The sequence below is a fragment of the Legionella lytica genome (assembly GCF_044626755.1).
Lineage (GTDB): Bacteria > Pseudomonadota > Gammaproteobacteria > Legionellales > Legionellaceae > Legionella > Legionella lytica_A.
Map to the genome: position 1 here is coordinate 480,549 of NZ_JBGORX010000002.1, position 16,404 is coordinate 496,952.

The window sequence follows — 16,404 nt, forward strand, 5'->3', positions numbered from 1 at the left end:
TAATAGGCCTTTGCGCTACAGGCCCTAATAAGAAAGTGGAGATATGCATGTTAAACTTGAAACAAACAGCGATGGCTGTGCTTGCCTTTGGCAGCAGTGCCGTATTCGCTGGCACCATGGGGCCTGTTTGTACCCCGGGTAATGTTACAGTTCCTTGCACTAAAACCGCCTGGGGTATCGGTGGACAAGCTCTATACCTGCAAACAACGTCAAACCATGATTTTGCTTATTATCGTAGCATCGGCAATTCGAACGAATTTTTTGATCAAGCTGGGCAATGGAGCTGGGGCTTTCAGCTCGAAGGTTCATACCACTTTAATACCGCTAATGATTTCACCTTAACCTGGTACCATTTAGATTCAACCAATCGTCCTATCTTCATGGAGCCACTGCCATTTTTTGCCACCGACGTTTATGCCAAAGACAAAGTGAAATGGGACGCAGTGAACGGAGAGCTAGGCCAGTTTGTTGACTTTAGCGCGAATAAAAAAATGCGTTTCCATGGCGGTTTTCAATTTGCACGCATCAAGCCAACGTCTGATGTAGATGTTACCCGATTAGGTGTTTTGGCTCCTGCTGATAGCGAAAATTTCCAAGTTGTTTCCGTGTTTAATGGTTTTGGCCCACGCACAGGTCTTGATATGACCTATGAGTTTGGCAATGGCTTTGGCGTTTATGCCAAGGGGGCAGCCGCTGTTTTAGTTGGTACTGCTAAGTTTAACGATGATGGTTTCCATTCTGTATCAGGAACTATTCTTCCCGGAGTTACGGTTAGTCCCATTCGTTTTTCTACAACGGTGATTGTTCCAGAGATAGAAGCGAAATTGGGAGCTAACTATACATACGCAATGGCGCAAGGTGATATTAACTTGGATGCTGGTTATATGTGGTTTAATTATTTTAGCCCAAACCGACAGGTTAGCCCCGCATTAATTGCTAAAAGATCAGATTTTGGTGCTTCAGGCCCGTACTTTGGCTTGAAGTATGTTGGTAATGTTTAATTTCTTAATTGATTAAGATCTTAGGGTTTATTTGCATGATTATTTTCTTGGACGTAATGACAAGCAAATAATGTGTAAATAAGCCTAGTGAAGCCCATCATTAGTTGATGGGTTTTTTTTCAAACGGAGTTTTTATGCTAAAAAAGACAACTATTGCTGTATTGGGATTGCTTGCAAGTGGCTATGCTGCTGCTGGTACTATGGGGCCTGTATGTACACCTGGAAATGTTACTGTTCCTTGTGAGGCAAGAAAATGGGAATTAGGGGCTGATGCACTGTACATGCAACCTATCTACAGCGCTCACAAAAGTCTGCAGCTCGTTCCAAACGGGACAACTGCTACTGTTAGTTCCGAAGTTGCTGATGTACGGGATGATTGGAGTTGGGGTTTCCGTGTAATGGGCTCTTTCTACTTCAATACAGGTAATGACATAACCGTCAATTGGACGCACCTGGATTCTAAAGCGGATTTCAATAATATTTTTGCTCCTTTAGCGATTCCGTCTGTCGGGTTTGTACAAGTTCCTGCAAATTATGAAAGTCGCGATCACTTCGATCAAGCCAATATCGTTTTGGGTCAGCATGTAGATGTAAGCGCCAGAAAGCAAATGCGTTTCTTTGGTGGTATGCAATACGCCAACATTCAGTCTAACGCGACTAACTACCTAAACGCTCCACTGATTCCAGTTCTGTTTGGGTCAACCGTTTCCGTATTTAATAATACTGATTTTAAAGGTATTGGTCCGGTTGCTGGAATTGATTACTCTTACGCTTTATTTAATGGCTTAAGTGTAACGGCGAATGGTACGGGTTCAATCCTGGTTGGAACCTCACGTTATCATGAAGGTTTTGTAGTTGATAATGCTCACGCTATTCTCTTGGATGTTTATGCTCGTAATAAAGCGATTGTTCCAAGCTTAGAAGCAAAACTTGGCTTGAACTATGCACATGCTTTCTGGGAAGGTACTCTAAACATTGATGCAGGTTATCAAGCACTTAACTACTTCAATGCATTGGCTGCTCAAGAATTCCAATCACCCACTGCTCCAGTTCGCACTGTGAACTATGGACTCTTTGGTCCATACTTTGGTCTGAAGTATGTAGGTAATGCATAAGTCATCAACGGCATTTTGCCCGTATTAGCTCGATTTAATACGGGATTCTATGCTTGATTGTTCCCGTATTACGGCTTCATCTAATACGGGATACACCTTCTCTCTCTTCTAAAAATTATCCTGTCTATTATTTTTTCAATTAAGTTTTAATTTAGCTCTAGTCATCATTAAATTCACAAGATATACTTTCTGCCCCCACCCTGTGTGGATGTAAAAAATAATAAACAGGAGTAGCCGCATGAAGATTAAAAAACTTGTATTGGCTTTAGTCTGTTTTTCATCGCCACTCTATGCGGAAAATGATCAACAGTTGCAACGTGAAATAGAACGTTTACAAGAGCAAACACAACAACTGCAATCACAATTAATTGCTTTACAAAAAAAACTGGTAACCCATAAAACAAAATCCTCTGTTGCACCCGCTCGTCCTCAAAGAGCTGCTGCAACGCCGAGCTCTACCACGGTTGCTGCTCCGCAAGGTGAAAAACATCAACATGCAGGACGTAAAAAAGCGAAGCTAATTAAATATCATTCCTCACCAATTACGGTTCACGCTCCGGAAGCGAAACCTGCATCGATCGGCTTTTACCCTACTGCTTTGGTAGCGGATGATCGTGTAGTGACCTACATTGCTGGTACCCCGGTAGTCACTTCCCCCTATTTGGGATCGCGACCTGCATTCGATGGTTCGGATTACATTGTAAATATTTCCAGTATTAACCGTGATATTCGTTTAATGCAGCAACGTCGTCGTTTATATGATGCTTATAAAAAGATTGGTTATCCCATTCCTGAACGACCAATTATTGCCATCAGTGGTAAAGCCGAACCTATAGGTATGGTTAACTCATCCTACATGGGAGAAACAAATACCGATTTAACTTTAGGTTCCAGTGAATTAGCGGTAGCCGCTGCATTGAACCAGAACGTCGAAGCCTACATGTCGATTGCTTATGATGAGAGTCCTCCGGAAATCGGTCCGCGTATCAATAATTCGGCATTTAGCTTGAATCTGGGATTCGTGAATATTGGTAACTTGGATAAAACGCCCTTGTATTTTACTGCTGGGCAATTATATGCTCCATTTGGACGTTACTCGAGTGCGATGGTTAGTGCTCCGCTCACAATGAATTTAGCACGTACCAAGACTCGCCCCTTTATTCTAGGATATAAATCACAAACGGATCGCGGACCTTTTGCTTCAATGTATATTTATCGCAGCGACACCCAATCAGGGAAATCAGGGGTTGGTGGTGCTAACCTAGGTTATTCTTTTGCTTTTAGTGACCTGACCGGGGAAATTGGTGCGAGCTATATTAGTTCAATCGCTGACTCATCGGGTATGCAAAATACTGCCGCAAATCCTGGAACCTTTGCGGGATTTGGCTCCTTATTGCATGGAAGTGAAATTGTTCGTAAAACCCAAGCGGTGGATGTTTATGGGAACCTAGGTTTTGACCGTTTTAACTTGACTGCCGAGTGGGTAGGAGTTACTCAACCCTTTAGAGCGGAAGATTTAAGCTTTAACGCACGTGGAGCGAGACCGCAAGCCTTGCAAACCGAGTTTGGCGTGACCTTTAAGAGCTTTAATCGTCCTTCATCGATTGGTCTCGGTTATCAATGGACTAAAGATGCCTTAGCTCTGAACTTACCACACCAACGTCTCATTGGGGTGTACAACATTTCTATTTGGAAAGATACTGTTGAAAGTCTTGAGTACCGACATGATATGGATTACGGTAAAAATAATTTTGCTAATGGTAATGCTCCAGCGGGTGTTATTAATGCGCCAACTGTAGGAACAGGACGCTCTGCAGACACTGTTTCCGCACAAATAGGCGTTTATTTCTAATCGATGTCTCTCTGCCTCCCGCGGCTTACCGCGGGATCGCGGTGATGTGAGGATATCAGTCCTCTAGCAAGCTAAAGTGTCTAAAAAACAATCACACCTCCCTCTTTGTGCTATCTTTAAACATAATGCTTCGCATAAAGGATGGCTATGCGTTATCTGAGTTTAGCTAAAAAAATAATCATCACACTTCTCCTCATTTTTATTCACTCTTCGTCGCTTTATGCCACAAAAATAGTAGAACTAAGCATTAAAGGCCCCGTTGGTCCGGCCACGGCCGATTACATCGTGCGTGATGTAAACCAGGCACAGCATGCAGATTTAATTCTGGTACTGCTTGATACTCCAGGAGGTCTTAGTGAGTCGATGCGGACCATCGTACACGCTTTTTTAGCTTCTAAGGTTCCCATTGTGGTTTATGTAAGTCCTACAGGTGCTCGTGCCGCAAGCGCTGGAACTTATATTCTCTATGCGGCAACTGTAGCTGCCATGACACCAGGAACACAATTAGGTGCCGCCAGTCCCCTTAATATTAGTGCTGAATTTTCCGGAAGCCCACAACATCCGGACACTATGGATAAGAAAGTAACGAATGATGCAGTAGCAACTATACGCGCCTTAGCACAATTACGTGGTCGAGATCCGGTTTTTGCGCAAAAAGCGGTATTAAATGCAGAAACCCTCACCGCAACAGAAGCCTTAAAACAAAAGGTGATTAACTTTATTGCCAAAGACGAACAGGATTTATTAATTCAGCTTAATGGGACTGTGGTCAGCCAAAATAATCAAAAAATAACGCTTGATACGAGCAATCCCCAGATTCAACGAATAAATCCGGATTGGCGTACCTATTTTCTCTCCTTAATTACCAATCCCACCGTAGCTTACTTGGTGCTGCTGTTGGGTATCTACGGTATTTTCTTTGAGTTAGTTAATCCGGGGTTTGTTCTACCTGGGGTAATTGGAGCGATTGCTCTCCTTATTGCCTTTTATGCCTTGCAGCTTTTGCCGGTGAATTATGCTGGCTTTTTACTGATTATTGTGGGTATTGGTTTTATTATTGCCGAGGCCTTCTTGCCGGCTTTTGGCTCTTTGGGCGTTGGCGGAACCATTGCTTTTCTTATTGGTTCAGCCATGCTTATTGATAGCCCCGGGGATACTTTCCATGTTGCTTCGGCGGTAATCTGGGGCATGGCTGTGGTGAATATTGTTATTTTCATCATTGTGTTAGGCAGCGTAATTAAAGCTCGCCAACAAAAGCAACGTCATGGTGTGGAGGTCTTAATTGGTTGTCAAGGACAAACGTTAGGGGATCTTAATCGAAAAGGGCAGGTGATTATTCGTGGCGAAATTTGGAGTGCTTCATCACATCATTTTATTGCGGCAAATAGGCCGGTTATTGTTGTGGGCTCTTCAGGATTAGTGTTGCACGTTGAGGAAGATACTGGCATACAAGGAGAATGAGATGAGCGTTTTTTTAGGCGTACTATTAGCCGCCATTGTACTGCTATTCATATCCGCAGTTAAGGTGTTCCGGGAATATGAACGTGGTGTGGTGTTTATGCTTGGGCGCTTTTGGCGGGTTAAAGGCCCGGGGTTGGTACTAATTATTCCCGTGATTCAGCAAGTGGTGTGGGTGGATTTACGGACTATTGTGATGGATGTGCCAAGCCAGGATGTGATTTCCAAGGATAATGTGTCCGTTCGGGTCAATGCAGTACTGTATTTCCGGGTGGTCACTCCTGAAAATGCGATTATTCAGGTGGAAAATTATTATGAGGCGACTAGCCAGTTGGCACAAACTACTTTGCGGTCGGTTTTGGGGCAACATGAACTGGATGAGATGCTTTCTGAGCGAGAGCGATTGAACAGTGACGTGCAAAAAATACTCGATGCGCAAACGGATAATTGGGGCATCAAGGTGTCCAATGTTGAGATTAAGCATGTCGATTTGGATGAAAGTATGATTCGGGCAATTGCCAAACAGGCTGAAGCGGAACGCGAACGTCGTGCTAAAGTGATTCATGCAGAAGGGGAGTTACAGGCTTCAGCAAAATTATTGCAAGCATCGCAAGTATTAGCTCAACAACCAGAGGCAATGCAGCTACGTTATTTACAAACTTTAGCAGCGATTGCGGGAACCAATAATTCCACGATTGTATTTCCCATGCCGATGGAGCTGGGGGATATTTTAGCGAATATGGCGAAAAAATAATAAGCACACTGCAAAGATGCTACTGTTGCAGTTTTTTGATGTTTCATGGTTTTTTATAGTGATTAGTTCCACCAGCGGTTCTTTGGTTTGTCGCTCCCCCTTTCGTTTCTTGGTTTTTTATGATAGAACTCTTTTTTTGAGAAAATTAAGAGGTTTCATCGTGTCGATAAAATCAGATAGATGGATTGAGAAAATGGCGCTTGAACAGGGAATGATTTCTCCGTTCGAGTCGAACCAAGTACGTGAAAATGCTGGTGGACGAATTATTTCTTATGGCGTATCCAGTTATGGATATGATGTACGTTGTTCAAGAGAGTTTAAGATTTTTACTAACATCAACTCGTCTATAGTCGACCCAAAAGCATTTGATGAGAATAGTTTTGTTGATGTGGAATCTGATGTATGCATTATTCCACCAAACTCTTTTGCTTTGGCGCGTACTGTCGAGTATTTCCGTATTCCCCGTAATGTACTGACTATTTGCCTGGGTAAATCCACTTATGCACGTTGCGGCATTATTGTGAACGTTACTCCGCTAGAGCCTGAATGGGAAGGACATGTTACCCTCGAGTTTTCGAATACCACGCCCCTGCCGGCAAAAATTTATGCTCATGAAGGCGTTGCCCAAATGCTGTTTCTGGAGGCGAGCGAAGTTTGTGCTGTTTCCTACCGTGACCGTGGTGGTAAATACCAAGGACAAACGGGCGTAACACTACCGCGCACCTAAGTCGAAAAAGCGCGTCATCCTGAGTCCAAGGAGCTCCTACATAGGGCAAGCACGGATGCTTCATTCAGGAGCCCTCGCTTCATCCGGGATGACGTGTTTTGTGGCCTATTCTTCCTCGGTCGGTAATTCATATTGTGAACGCGACATATCAACCCGCTCACGTAATTCTTTACCCGGTTTAAAATGGGGGCTGTACTTCGCCTTAGTCACTACTTTTTCCCCCGTTTTCGGATTATGGGCATTACGTGGCGGACGGTAATGTAGCGAAAAGCTACCAAAGCCACGAATTTCAATCCGTTGATTTTTAACGAGTGCATCACTCATTAATTCTAATATCTTATTAATACCATCAGCTACTTGTTTCTCTGTAAGATGCGTCATTCGAGCAGCAATGTGTTCTATGAGCTCCGATTTAATCATACCCACCTCGTGATTGTCGCTTGTTCCAAAGTCTGTCACCATTACAGATTTAGGTGCGGACAATGCCCTTGTTCTATAAGTATAGATCGGGTAAAAAATTATTCAATGTTTTCAAGACAGTTAGTATTTACTCTTTTTTCGCGCATGTATATAGGCGAAAACCACCCCCCAGCTCATTTCAATTTGCGTTTGCAGGACGAGCTTAAAGTGCTCTCCTGGTAAGGTTTTGCTCGTTGTGATAACGGTTTTTAGTTGCGGCAATTGCGCCAGCCGCGCGCAAATTTTTTCCCAGGTGGGACCGAAAAATGAAGTTGAATTAATAAAAATAATGGTCGCTTCATCCAAATTTACCTCAAGAAAATCACCTAAAATAAATTCAATTTTTTTTACGTGTTCCGCATAGTCTGGCAATTGAGCTAAGTGTTCTACTTGCTTGCAGGCATTAAAATAGAGTTGCGGCAGAATTTCGACTCCTACACTCTTATATATAGGATAAACCATCGCGCAGGCGAGCACTGCTTTGCCTACTCCACAGCCGAGGTCATAAAATACGCTGTGCTCATCCGGTTCAGTTAATGAAAAAAGGGCAAGAAAGGGAAGAAATTTAATTTCTCCATACACATAATCAAGCGAATCATTTTTTTGTCGCGCTTGTTGGGATAATAAAAAACCATGAGCATCCTGGTATAATTGTTGAAAAATTTGCTCATGCTCATCGATATGTAATGATTTTTTCCATTGAGCGATGCGTCTTTGCTTGACGCGGCGAGGCAGATAGCGGCCGCTCAAAGCCAAGGCCAGGGTTAAATAAATAGCAATTGCGGTGGAGGAGAACAATCTGAGATCCTTTGAATATGCTGCCTAAGTTAGGAGTGATTAATATAAGTTAGCATTTTATTTTTTTCCTCTTGGCTTAAGTTCGGCCATATCTGTAATAACATGCGTCCGGCTTGACGCTCATTTTTGGCTACATGATGCATTTCCCACGGAAGTTCACCATTGAGATAAAGTACGACAATAAATGCCGTTAAAATAGTAATAAGCACGGCAAAAAAATTAAAGCGGAGTTGAAAACTACGCAACAGCTTATTGCTTTTATCTACAGCATCATTGGCGCTTTGTTTTACCAGCTCGCAACTTTCGTGCGCAATGCGTTGAAATTGTTCCGGGGCGTAGGGAGTTAATTGCTTGTTAAGATGCTGGATTAGCTGATCGCGATGCTGATTAATTTGCGCTAAGGATTTGTCCGTTAATCGGCTTATGGATTCTTGCTGTTGCTGTAGACGCAATGCCTGACGTTCAATTTCTTGTCGCCATTCATCCATTTTCGCTTCCGCCAATTCAAAATAGGCGATAAATTCCCGAGAGTGCTGTAACAGTTCTTGGGTACGAATCCAATTATCATCCTGATATTGTTCCATATTTTCCTCTTTAGAATTCGGTTATTATTATTAAACAAAGTCAAACTGGGTAAAGTGTGAGCAAATGGTCTAGAATTATGGTGCTGAGGTTTATTTTATAGTGAATCGTTTATTTTGAAAATAATGGCCGATATATGTACAGTTAATATTTCCTTAATTTTGATTCATTAGAATGGACTTAAATTGATAATTAAGGGGCGCGTTATGGTAGCACGCAGTACGAGTGGATTCTTTAAGGCTCCTGTGGAAAATGCACAAATCCAGGGCAAAGAATACGAATACATTAATGTCGGGGGCGAACAATTTCATGCGGTAGCCGTGGCATTAATCGATTATTTACAAAATAACTCGCCCATTAATGATGCTGTTTTGAAAAAAATATTAGGTCGTTTTTACCAGCATTTCCCTCAACATGCGAGTAATGACGCCTATCTGACTACGCCCAAAGAGCGTATGACCCGCTTGCTTAGTAATTCGCGCAAATCAGAATTAGTTGAATGCATGGCTTATGTGTTACGCCAATTAACGATTGATAAATTATATGAAGATCATTTAAATCTGATTTATCGAGATGTTTTTGCTAATTTGCCTATAGATACGGCTAAAAGTCATTTACGGGATATTAAAACCATCTTACCTCCGGTGGCATTAAAAGCTTTAGAAGATAGTTTAAATATTGCGATTAACCTCTCTTTTCAAGAGCCTGATCATGAACTAAGAAGACGTGATGCTATTGTCGATCAAGAACAGCCCGCACTTGGTTTGCAAGTACAAGGCAATAAATATTATCCTGAAGTAAAACGCAAAGCTGATTTTACCTTTGTAGGCCAGTTAGCGATTAGCACGAAACCTACGGGAATGCCTAATGAGCAAGAAGGGAAAATGAATGACATTATGACGGCAATTTCTGCGGAGAACCGTGAACTATTACACGCTTATGAGCAACAACGTAATGCTTTTTTAAGCATGGTGGCTGCCGGCGAACTTACTGCAACGCAGTTAAGAGAGTTATATATTCGTTTCCTTCCCATGCAAGAATATAACGCAAGTTTTATTACGCGCTTAGAGCAAGAAACCCATCCTGTTATTACTGCAACTCCCGTAAGCGCAGAAAAACGCATGGTACAATTGTTAACTAATGCCTTAGCAAGTTGGATGATTGCCGGTGCAGTGGATAAAGATCAGCTATTTGAACATCTGGAAAATGCCCCTGCCAAGGCTGCCGTTAGAGCGCATTAAATTACGGGTTAACGCAGCTTATACAGGGGAGCACCTCTATGAGCTGCGTTAATACAAGTTACAGGTACCCGTGCGCTTTCATCCATTCATCATTGGCAAATTTAGACATGTAGTTACGAATAGAGTCTGGTAAAATCACCAAGCATTTTTGTCCTTTCTTTAAGGTTTTGGCTGCTTGTAATGCGCCCCACATTGCCGCACCAGAAGAGCCGCCCACTAATAAACCTTCATCGCGCATAAGTTGCCTGGCCGTATGAAATGAGTTTTCATCATTGGTTTTGATGTATTGATCAATTAACTTATTATCTAATACATCAGGGAAGAAATCATAACCAATCCCCTCTACGTGGTAGGATTTAATTTCAGTACCACCACCTAAAATAGAACCTTCAGGATCAATCCCGATAATTTTAATAGCAGGATTGTATTCTTTTAAACGTTTGGCGATGCCAGTAATTGTACCGCCAGTACCTACGCCGGCAACCACCATATGCAAGTCCATACCGAAATCATCAATGATTTCTTGAGCGGTACCACGATAATGAGCATTAGGGTTATTGGGGTTAGCGTATTGATCTAAAATATGGGAATTAGGAATTTGTGCCTGTAATTTTTTAGCCAGAGAAATGTGACTTTCTGGCGAATTATAAGCAGCTTCAGTTGGCGTCCGGTAGATTGTAGCTCCTAAACGCTCCAGTACGGATTGTTTTTCTTGGCTCATTTTCTCAGGCATGGTAATGAGTACTTTATATCCTAGAACCGCACCCGCCAGGGCAATACCAATACCGGTATTCCCTGAGGTAGGTTCAATTAAGGTATCACCTGGTTTAATCAAACCATCTTTTTCCGCATTAACTACCATTTCATAACCAATTCGATCTTTGACCGAGCCACCGGGGTTAAAGAATTCACACTTAGCATAAAGCTCACAATCTAATTCGTGGCCTAGGCGATTGATTTTTACGGTGGGGGTTTTGCCAATGGTATCGAGTATGTTTGGATAAATCATGAGGGTAGTCCTTTGGTAAGTGATAAATCTGTTTCGATTATAGGGTGGTTATGGGAAAAAACAAAATCTTCTTAATTTAGGGTGGTGCTTTTGATTTTTATCACTTATATTTAATAGGTTAATAAAAAAAGCAGGGAGCAAATAATGATAAACTATAACTTAATTAAATGTGGTTTCTTGGGGGCTGCTTTAACATTCGGTTTAACCGCATGCAGCTGGGATATGCAACGTCATGATCATGTAGATACTCGTTATGTACCTATGGAACAAAATAAAAAAGCGGTTCAACATCATGCCGCTAAAGCAAAACCAGTACAAAAATCTTATGCTTCTAAAGATCCTACGCAAAAAGCAACTCCTGGACCCGTACGTAAAGCAGCACCACAAATTCCAGTAATTCAATAAGCTCTATTCTAAGCGCTGACATCCTATGTTTGTCCTTGGGATGTCAGCAATCTTGCCAAAAAACACTCCGGACGAATAATTTTAACATTTTCTTATATATCTCCTCTGTACTAAACTAACAATTAAATTGTATCAAGGAGCGTGCAATGACGACTGTAGCTGAAGTATTGGTGGACACCCTAAATAATGAAGGCGTCAAACGTATTTATGGAATTGTCGGTGACTCGTTAAACGGGATTACCAATGCTTTGCAAAAATACCAAGACATGCACTGGGTGCATGTTCGTCATGAAGAGGCTGGCGCTTTTGCTGCTGGAGCTGAGGCCCAATTAACTGGTGAATTGACGGTTTGCGCGGGCAGCTGTGGTCCAGGCAATTTGCATTTAATTAATGGACTTTATGATTGTCATCGTAGCAAAGTACCGGTCTTAGCAATTGCTGCACACATTCCGAGTGCGGAGATAGGGGGTGATTATTTCCAAGAAACCCACCCTAATATTTTATTTAAAGAGTGCAGTTGTTTCTGTGAAGTTGTCAATTCCGCCGAGCAAATGCCTCGTTTACTGAATATGGCCATTCAGGCGGCTAAAGCCAAATCTGATGTTGCGGTGTTAGTTATCTCGGGTGACGTCGCCTTGCAACCGGCTCGTTTTGAGGCCAGTAAAACGCGTATGGCTAATCTGCGTCCGAAGGTTATTCCTCCTGATCCGATATTAAAAGATATTGCCGAACGCCTTAATGCGGCTAAAAATATTAGCATTTTTTGTGGTATTGGTGCAGCAGATGCGCATGATGAATTAATGCTTCTATGCCATACCCTCAAAGCGCCGGTAATTCATACCGTGCGCGGCAAACCGTTTATTGAACCGAATAATCCCTATGATGTAGGAATGACCGGGTTTATCGGCTTTTCTTCAGGCTACCATGCGATGGAGGCATGCGATACCTTACTTCTGTTAGGTACTAGCTTTCCCTACCGTCAATTTTATCCAACTAAAGCCCAGGTGATTCAAATTGATTTACACGGTGAGCAATTAGGCAAACGCGTGGATATTGCCGTCGGGGCGGTTGGTGATGTTGCCTGCACGCTAAAAGCTTTAGTCCCTTTACTGGAGATTAAAGAGGACAGCAGCCATTTAGATAAAGCACGCGCCCATTACCTTAAGGCACGCCAAGGCTTAGATGCGCTGGCCACACCTACGCCGGATGATTCCCCCTTACATCCCCAATATTTAGCGCATTGTGTGAGTATGATTGCGGAAGACGATGCAGTTTTTACCGCTGATGTTGGCACGCCAACGGTATGGGCGGCACGCTATTTAACGATGAATGGGCAACGACGTTTACTTGGCTCATTTAACCATGGCTCGATGGCGAATGCTCTTTCTCAAGCCATCGGTGCGCAAGCCAGTTACCCCAATCGCCAAGTGATTGCACTGTGCGGTGATGGTGGGTTCTCCATGTTAATGGGGGATATTTTAACCTTGGTCCAACATAAACTTCCGATTAAAGTCATTATTTTTAACAATGGTGCCTTAGGGTTTGTTGAAATGGAGATGCATGTTGGTGGCATGTTAGATTATGGCACGTCCTTAGTAAATCCTGATTTTGCTGCGATGGCAGAGGCGGTAGGCATTAAGGGGATTCGCGTGGAAAGTGCGCAGACTTTAAGTAATGATTTACATACGGCCTTTGCTTATGATGGCCCGGTTGTAATGGATGTGGTGGTGCATCGTAATGAACTAATCGTGCCTCCTAGTATTGAGGCGGCCCAAGTTAAAGGCTTTAGCTTGTATATGTTAAAAGCCATTATGAACGGCCAAGGGGATAGTATTTTGGATTTGATGAAGACTAATTTGTGGCGTGGTGATTAAATCATCCCGCATAGATGTAACTCGTATTATGGGTACTCATACGGGTTACATCTTGCTTGGGCGAAATTAACTTTTGCAGGACATATTATCCGCAAATGGTTCCCGCAATAAAGAATCTTCAATTAATTCTTTATTCACCTGAGAACGAGTGGTGTGCTTGCCAAAAAAAGTTGCTTTTTTGCCTTCGTCACGATAAATCTCATTGTGAGCGCTTCTCGCGTTTTTATCATCCTTTTTTGCCGCAGGGGTAAAGCTTTTTCCCATAATCAATAAATCCTATTTAAATTAATATTAGTATCCTTGGTCTAGCAGTATGCTGCTAAGTCGAAACTATGCAATAGAACGACAAGCAATTCCAAGGGGTTTTTACTGTAAAAAGATGAAGATAAAATAAGTAGCCCGTCTTGACGCGATCGTAATACGGGCTACGGAGGGGTTTGGGGCGCGAGTTCCCCATGAACTACATAAATAATTACTCAGGAGCAATCATTTTTTCAGGTCGCACCAACTCAGCAAAACGCTCCGCGGTCAAATAACCCAATTTCACCGCGGCTTCTTGTAATGAAGAATTATCCTGATGCGCCGTTTTTGCAATTTTAGCCGCTTTATCATAGCCAATATGCTGATTCAATGCGGTAACTAGCATCAAAGAATGATGTAAGTAGTAATCAATCATGGGGCGATTGGGCTCAATCCCTTCAGCACAGAACTCCTGGAAGGAATGGCAGGTATCATTTAATAAATTAAGTGAGTGCAGGAAGTTGAAAATCATCACCGGCTTAAACACGTTCAGCTCAAAGTTTCCTTGGCTGTCGGCAATTCCAATAGCAGTGTCATTCCCCAACACTTGCGCACAGACCATCGTCATCGCTTCCGATTGCGTGGGATTTACTTTACCAGGCATAATCGATGAACCTGGCTCATTTTCAGGAATAATCAGCTCGCCAATTCCGCAACGAGGCCCAGAAGCTAACCAACGAATATCATTCGCTATTTTCATCAATGCACAAGCTAAAGTTTTCATCGCGCCATGGGCAAATACTAAAGGCTCATGTGAGGCTAGAGCGGCGAATTTATTTTCCGCGCTGACAAAAGGGAGTTTGGTGATTTGTGCGATATGCGCAGCTACTTTAGTGGCAAACTGCGGATGGGTATTCAAACCAGTACCAACGGCGGTACCACCTGCTGCCAGTTCATATAATTCCGGAAGTACTTCTTCTAAGCGTTTGATGCAGGCATCAAGTTGTGCCACATAGCCCGAGAATTCTTGGCCTAAAGTGATGGGTACTGCATCTTGTAAATGGGTTCGGCCTATTTTCACGATGTCTTTAAAGGCATCCATTTTGGCGGCAAATGCATTACGTAGATTTTTAACCGTAGGAATTAATTTTTCGCTCAATGCCAGCGCGGCGGCAATATGCATAGCCGTTGGAAATGTGTCATTAGACGACTGAGACATGTTCACATGATCATTAGGATGAACAGGCGCTTTGCTGCCCATTACCCCACCGGCCATTTCAATCGCACGGTTAGAAATAACTTCATTGGCATTCATATTCGATTGCGTACCGCTTCCCGTCTGCCAAACATGTAGGGGGAAATGTGCATCCAATAAGCCTTTGCTCACTTCCTCTGCGGCTTTTACAATTAAATCAGCCTTATCTTGAGCTAATTTGCCTAAATCCAAATTGGTAAGCGCTGCGGCTTTTTTCAAAATACCAAAAGCATGAGTCACTTCACGTGGCATGATGTCTTTACCAATATTAAAGTGGTGTAGCGAACGCTCGGTTTGTGCACCCCAATATTTATCCGCTGGGACTTCAATTTCACCCATACTGTCTGATTCGATACGTATTGTGCTCATAGTATTCAGATTCCTCGCATTAAAAAGGAAAATTTTAACACAGGGTCTAATTATTCCGTATGTGGCTCTTGTAAAAAATCGGAAATAAATTAACTTAGGGGGATTATCAAGTATTGAGGAAGTGAATCAGCGTGAGAACAGTTCGTATTTATCAACCTGGCGATTATCAATGTGGCCAGCTTTTAGAATTATCACCCGAAGCAAGCCAACACGTTGGCGTGGTTTTGCGGATGCAAGCGGGGGAGTCTTTAAGCCTTTTTTGCGGTGATAATCGCGAGTTTGCGGCAACCATTCATTCAGTGAAGAAAAAGCAGGTGCTCGTTACAATTGATGCTATAAGCGAAGTGAGTAAAGAGTCACCGTTGCCCATTCATTTAGCGCAAGCTATTTCTAAAGGGGAGCGGATGGAGTTGGTCATGCAAAAGGCGGTAGAGCTCGGCGTCAGCAGCATCACCCCCATTATTACTGAGCGTTGTGTCGTTAAATTAGATAAAGAACGGATGGCGAAAAAGTTACACCAGTGGCAGTCTATAGTCATTGCCGCCTGTGAACAATCCGGCCGCAATACGGTGCCGCACGTACATCAACCCTTGAGTCTTAGGCAGTATTTGCACGAGGTGCAAGGCGAATTAAAATTAATTTTACATCCTGGCACTGATAAAACCTGGCGCGATTATACGCTTAGCCAAACGAGCATTAGCTTATTGATTGGCCCAGAAGGTGGCTTAAGCGAGGATGAAATTAGTACTGCCTGTATTCAAGGATTCCAACCTTTATCTTTAGGTCCTAGGATATTGCGTACGGAAACTGCGGCGATTACTGTATTAAGTGTGTTGCAAGCTGTGGGCGGTGATCTATAATATGTTGAATTAGGGTTTGTTTTGATCCTAAAGAATTCCAAATAACTGAGGTTTACACATGAGTGAACATATTAAAACGGTAACTGACGCAAGCTTTGATCAAGATGTGATTAATGCAAATAAGCCAGTATTAGTTGATTTCTGGGCTGAATGGTGTGGTCCATGCCGTGCATTAACACCTGTATTAGAAGAAGTGGCTGCAACTCATGGCGCAGATATTTCTTTTGCAAAAATCAATATTGATGAAAATCCACAAGCTCCAGCAAAATTCGGTGTAATGAGCATTCCTACACTGATTATATTTAAAAATGGCCAAGTGGAAGCGGTTAAGATGGGCTATTTATCTAAGTCTCAATTAAGTGCTTTTGTTGAAAGTCACGTTTAAATAATCATTATTCTTTATAA

Annotated in this window: 17 protein-coding genes; 11 read left to right on the forward strand and 6 right to left on the reverse strand. The window is 42.6% G+C overall.

From position 1 onward, the window contains the following. The first annotated feature begins 47 nt into the window (after window positions 1-47). The 6 genes from ACD661_RS09280 (at window position 48) to dcd (ending at window position 6,907) form a co-directional block, all read left to right on the forward strand. On the forward strand, window positions 48-1,001 hold the full coding sequence (locus ACD661_RS09280; RefSeq protein WP_400187583.1) for an Lpg1974 family pore-forming outer membrane protein: 954 nt from the start codon (window positions 48-50) through the stop codon (window positions 999-1,001). A gap of 134 nt (window positions 1,002-1,135) precedes the next feature. Beyond that, window positions 1,136-2,116: an Lpg1974 family pore-forming outer membrane protein gene (locus ACD661_RS09285; protein ID WP_400187584.1), complete on the forward strand. Its 981-nt coding sequence runs from the start codon at window positions 1,136-1,138 to the stop codon at window positions 2,114-2,116. Window positions 2,117-2,354: 238 nt separating this feature from the next. Beyond that, window positions 2,355-3,968, forward strand: coding sequence for an LbtU family siderophore porin (locus ACD661_RS09290; protein ID WP_400187585.1), 1,614 nt, complete (start codon window positions 2,355-2,357; stop codon window positions 3,966-3,968). 147 nt (window positions 3,969-4,115) lie between these two features. Beyond that, window positions 4,116-5,429 carry an NfeD family protein gene (locus ACD661_RS09295; RefSeq protein ID WP_400187586.1) on the forward strand — a complete coding sequence of 438 codons (1,314 nt, stop codon included), beginning with the start codon at window positions 4,116-4,118 and terminating at the stop codon, window positions 5,427-5,429. 1 nt (window position 5,430) lies between these two features. Continuing rightward, window positions 5,431-6,180 carry a slipin family protein gene (locus ACD661_RS09300; protein WP_400187587.1) on the forward strand — a complete coding sequence of 250 codons (750 nt, stop codon included), beginning with the start codon at window positions 5,431-5,433 and terminating at the stop codon, window positions 6,178-6,180. Between the two features lie 160 nt (window positions 6,181-6,340). After that, window positions 6,341-6,907, forward strand: a complete 567-nt coding sequence (dcd, locus tag ACD661_RS09305; RefSeq protein ID WP_400187588.1) for a dCTP deaminase — start codon at window positions 6,341-6,343, stop codon at window positions 6,905-6,907. A gap of 105 nt (window positions 6,908-7,012) precedes the next feature. On the opposite strand, the gene ACD661_RS09310 is transcribed toward dcd, so the two are convergent. The 3 genes from ACD661_RS09310 to ACD661_RS09320 all read right to left on the reverse strand — a co-directional run bounded on the left by ACD661_RS09310 (window position 7,013) and on the right by ACD661_RS09320 (window position 8,748). Then, entirely contained in the window at window positions 7,013-7,327 is a 315-nt protein-coding gene (locus tag ACD661_RS09310; RefSeq protein ID WP_400187589.1) for an integration host factor subunit beta, read from the reverse strand. Window positions 7,328-7,447: 120 nt separating this feature from the next. Continuing rightward, entirely contained in the window at window positions 7,448-8,164 is a 717-nt protein-coding gene (locus tag ACD661_RS09315; RefSeq protein WP_400187590.1) for a class I SAM-dependent methyltransferase, read from the reverse strand. 29 nt (window positions 8,165-8,193) lie between these two features. After that, complete coding sequence (locus tag ACD661_RS09320; protein WP_400187591.1) at window positions 8,194-8,748, reverse strand: hypothetical protein; 555 nt, start codon at window positions 8,746-8,748, stop codon at window positions 8,194-8,196. 204 nt (window positions 8,749-8,952) lie between these two features. Between ACD661_RS09320 and ACD661_RS09325 the strand changes: the two genes are divergently transcribed. Beyond that, complete coding sequence (locus ACD661_RS09325; RefSeq protein ID WP_400187592.1) at window positions 8,953-9,987, forward strand: hypothetical protein; 1,035 nt, start codon at window positions 8,953-8,955, stop codon at window positions 9,985-9,987. Between the two features lie 58 nt (window positions 9,988-10,045). Here the strand turns inward: ACD661_RS09325 and ACD661_RS09330 are convergent, their stop codons facing one another. Beyond that, complete coding sequence (locus tag ACD661_RS09330) at window positions 10,046-10,996, reverse strand: pyridoxal-phosphate dependent enzyme (RefSeq protein ID WP_400187593.1); 951 nt, start codon at window positions 10,994-10,996, stop codon at window positions 10,046-10,048. A gap of 144 nt (window positions 10,997-11,140) precedes the next feature. Here ACD661_RS09330 and ACD661_RS09335 point away from each other — a divergent pair, with 144 nt between their 5' ends. Further along, window positions 11,141-11,401, forward strand: coding sequence for a hypothetical protein (locus tag ACD661_RS09335; protein ID WP_400187594.1), 261 nt, complete (start codon window positions 11,141-11,143; stop codon window positions 11,399-11,401). Window positions 11,402-11,547: 146 nt separating this feature from the next. Further along, window positions 11,548-13,275: a ubiquinone-dependent pyruvate dehydrogenase gene (gene poxB, locus ACD661_RS09340; RefSeq protein WP_400187595.1), complete on the forward strand. Its 1,728-nt coding sequence runs from the start codon at window positions 11,548-11,550 to the stop codon at window positions 13,273-13,275. 66 nt (window positions 13,276-13,341) lie between these two features. Here the strand turns inward: poxB and ACD661_RS09345 are convergent, their stop codons facing one another. Together ACD661_RS09345 and fumC are read right to left on the reverse strand one after the other, a co-directional pair. Beyond that, window positions 13,342-13,539 carry a hypothetical protein gene (locus tag ACD661_RS09345; protein ID WP_400187596.1) on the reverse strand — a complete coding sequence of 66 codons (198 nt, stop codon included), beginning with the start codon at window positions 13,537-13,539 and terminating at the stop codon, window positions 13,342-13,344. Between the two features lie 208 nt (window positions 13,540-13,747). Then, window positions 13,748-15,139, reverse strand: coding sequence for a class II fumarate hydratase (gene fumC, locus ACD661_RS09350; protein WP_400187597.1), 1,392 nt, complete (start codon window positions 15,137-15,139; stop codon window positions 13,748-13,750). A gap of 131 nt (window positions 15,140-15,270) precedes the next feature. Here fumC and ACD661_RS09355 point away from each other — a divergent pair, with 131 nt between their 5' ends. Further along, window positions 15,271-15,999 (forward strand): 16S rRNA (uracil(1498)-N(3))-methyltransferase, encoded by a 729-nt coding sequence (locus tag ACD661_RS09355; RefSeq protein ID WP_400187598.1) that lies wholly within the window; start codon window positions 15,271-15,273, stop codon window positions 15,997-15,999. A gap of 58 nt (window positions 16,000-16,057) precedes the next feature. After that, window positions 16,058-16,384, forward strand: a complete 327-nt coding sequence (gene trxA, locus ACD661_RS09360; RefSeq protein ID WP_058534143.1) for a thioredoxin — start codon at window positions 16,058-16,060, stop codon at window positions 16,382-16,384. Window positions 16,385-16,404 lie beyond the last annotated feature (20 nt).

What these genes read in the sequence shown, in the direction of transcription:
- ACD661_RS09280 (WP_400187583.1), top strand. Translation starts at nt 48, where the DNA reads ATGTTAAACTTGAAACAAACAGCGATGGCTGTGCTTGCCTTTGGCAGC.
- ACD661_RS09285 (WP_400187584.1), top strand. Translation starts at nt 1,136, where the DNA reads ATGCTAAAAAAGACAACTATTGCTGTATTGGGATTGCTTGCAAGTGGC.
- ACD661_RS09290 (WP_400187585.1), top strand. Translation starts at nt 2,355, where the DNA reads ATGAAGATTAAAAAACTTGTATTGGCTTTAGTCTGTTTTTCATCGCCA.
- ACD661_RS09295 (WP_400187586.1), top strand. Translation starts at nt 4,116, where the DNA reads ATGCGTTATCTGAGTTTAGCTAAAAAAATAATCATCACACTTCTCCTC.
- ACD661_RS09300 (WP_400187587.1), top strand. Translation starts at nt 5,431, where the DNA reads ATGAGCGTTTTTTTAGGCGTACTATTAGCCGCCATTGTACTGCTATTC.
- ACD661_RS09310 (WP_400187589.1), bottom strand. Translation starts at nt 7,327, where the DNA reads ATGATTAAATCGGAGCTCATAGAACACATTGCTGCTCGAATGACGCAT.
- ACD661_RS09320 (WP_400187591.1), bottom strand. Translation starts at nt 8,748, where the DNA reads ATGGAACAATATCAGGATGATAATTGGATTCGTACCCAAGAACTGTTA.
- ACD661_RS09325 (WP_400187592.1), top strand. Translation starts at nt 8,953, where the DNA reads ATGGTAGCACGCAGTACGAGTGGATTCTTTAAGGCTCCTGTGGAAAAT.
- ACD661_RS09330 (WP_400187593.1), bottom strand. Translation starts at nt 10,996, where the DNA reads ATGATTTATCCAAACATACTCGATACCATTGGCAAAACCCCCACCGTA.
- ACD661_RS09335 (WP_400187594.1), top strand. Translation starts at nt 11,141, where the DNA reads ATGATAAACTATAACTTAATTAAATGTGGTTTCTTGGGGGCTGCTTTA.
- poxB (WP_400187595.1), top strand. Translation starts at nt 11,548, where the DNA reads ATGACGACTGTAGCTGAAGTATTGGTGGACACCCTAAATAATGAAGGC.
- ACD661_RS09345 (WP_400187596.1), bottom strand. Translation starts at nt 13,539, where the DNA reads ATGGGAAAAAGCTTTACCCCTGCGGCAAAAAAGGATGATAAAAACGCG.
- fumC (WP_400187597.1), bottom strand. Translation starts at nt 15,139, where the DNA reads ATGAGCACAATACGTATCGAATCAGACAGTATGGGTGAAATTGAAGTC.
- trxA (WP_058534143.1), top strand. Translation starts at nt 16,058, where the DNA reads ATGAGTGAACATATTAAAACGGTAACTGACGCAAGCTTTGATCAAGAT.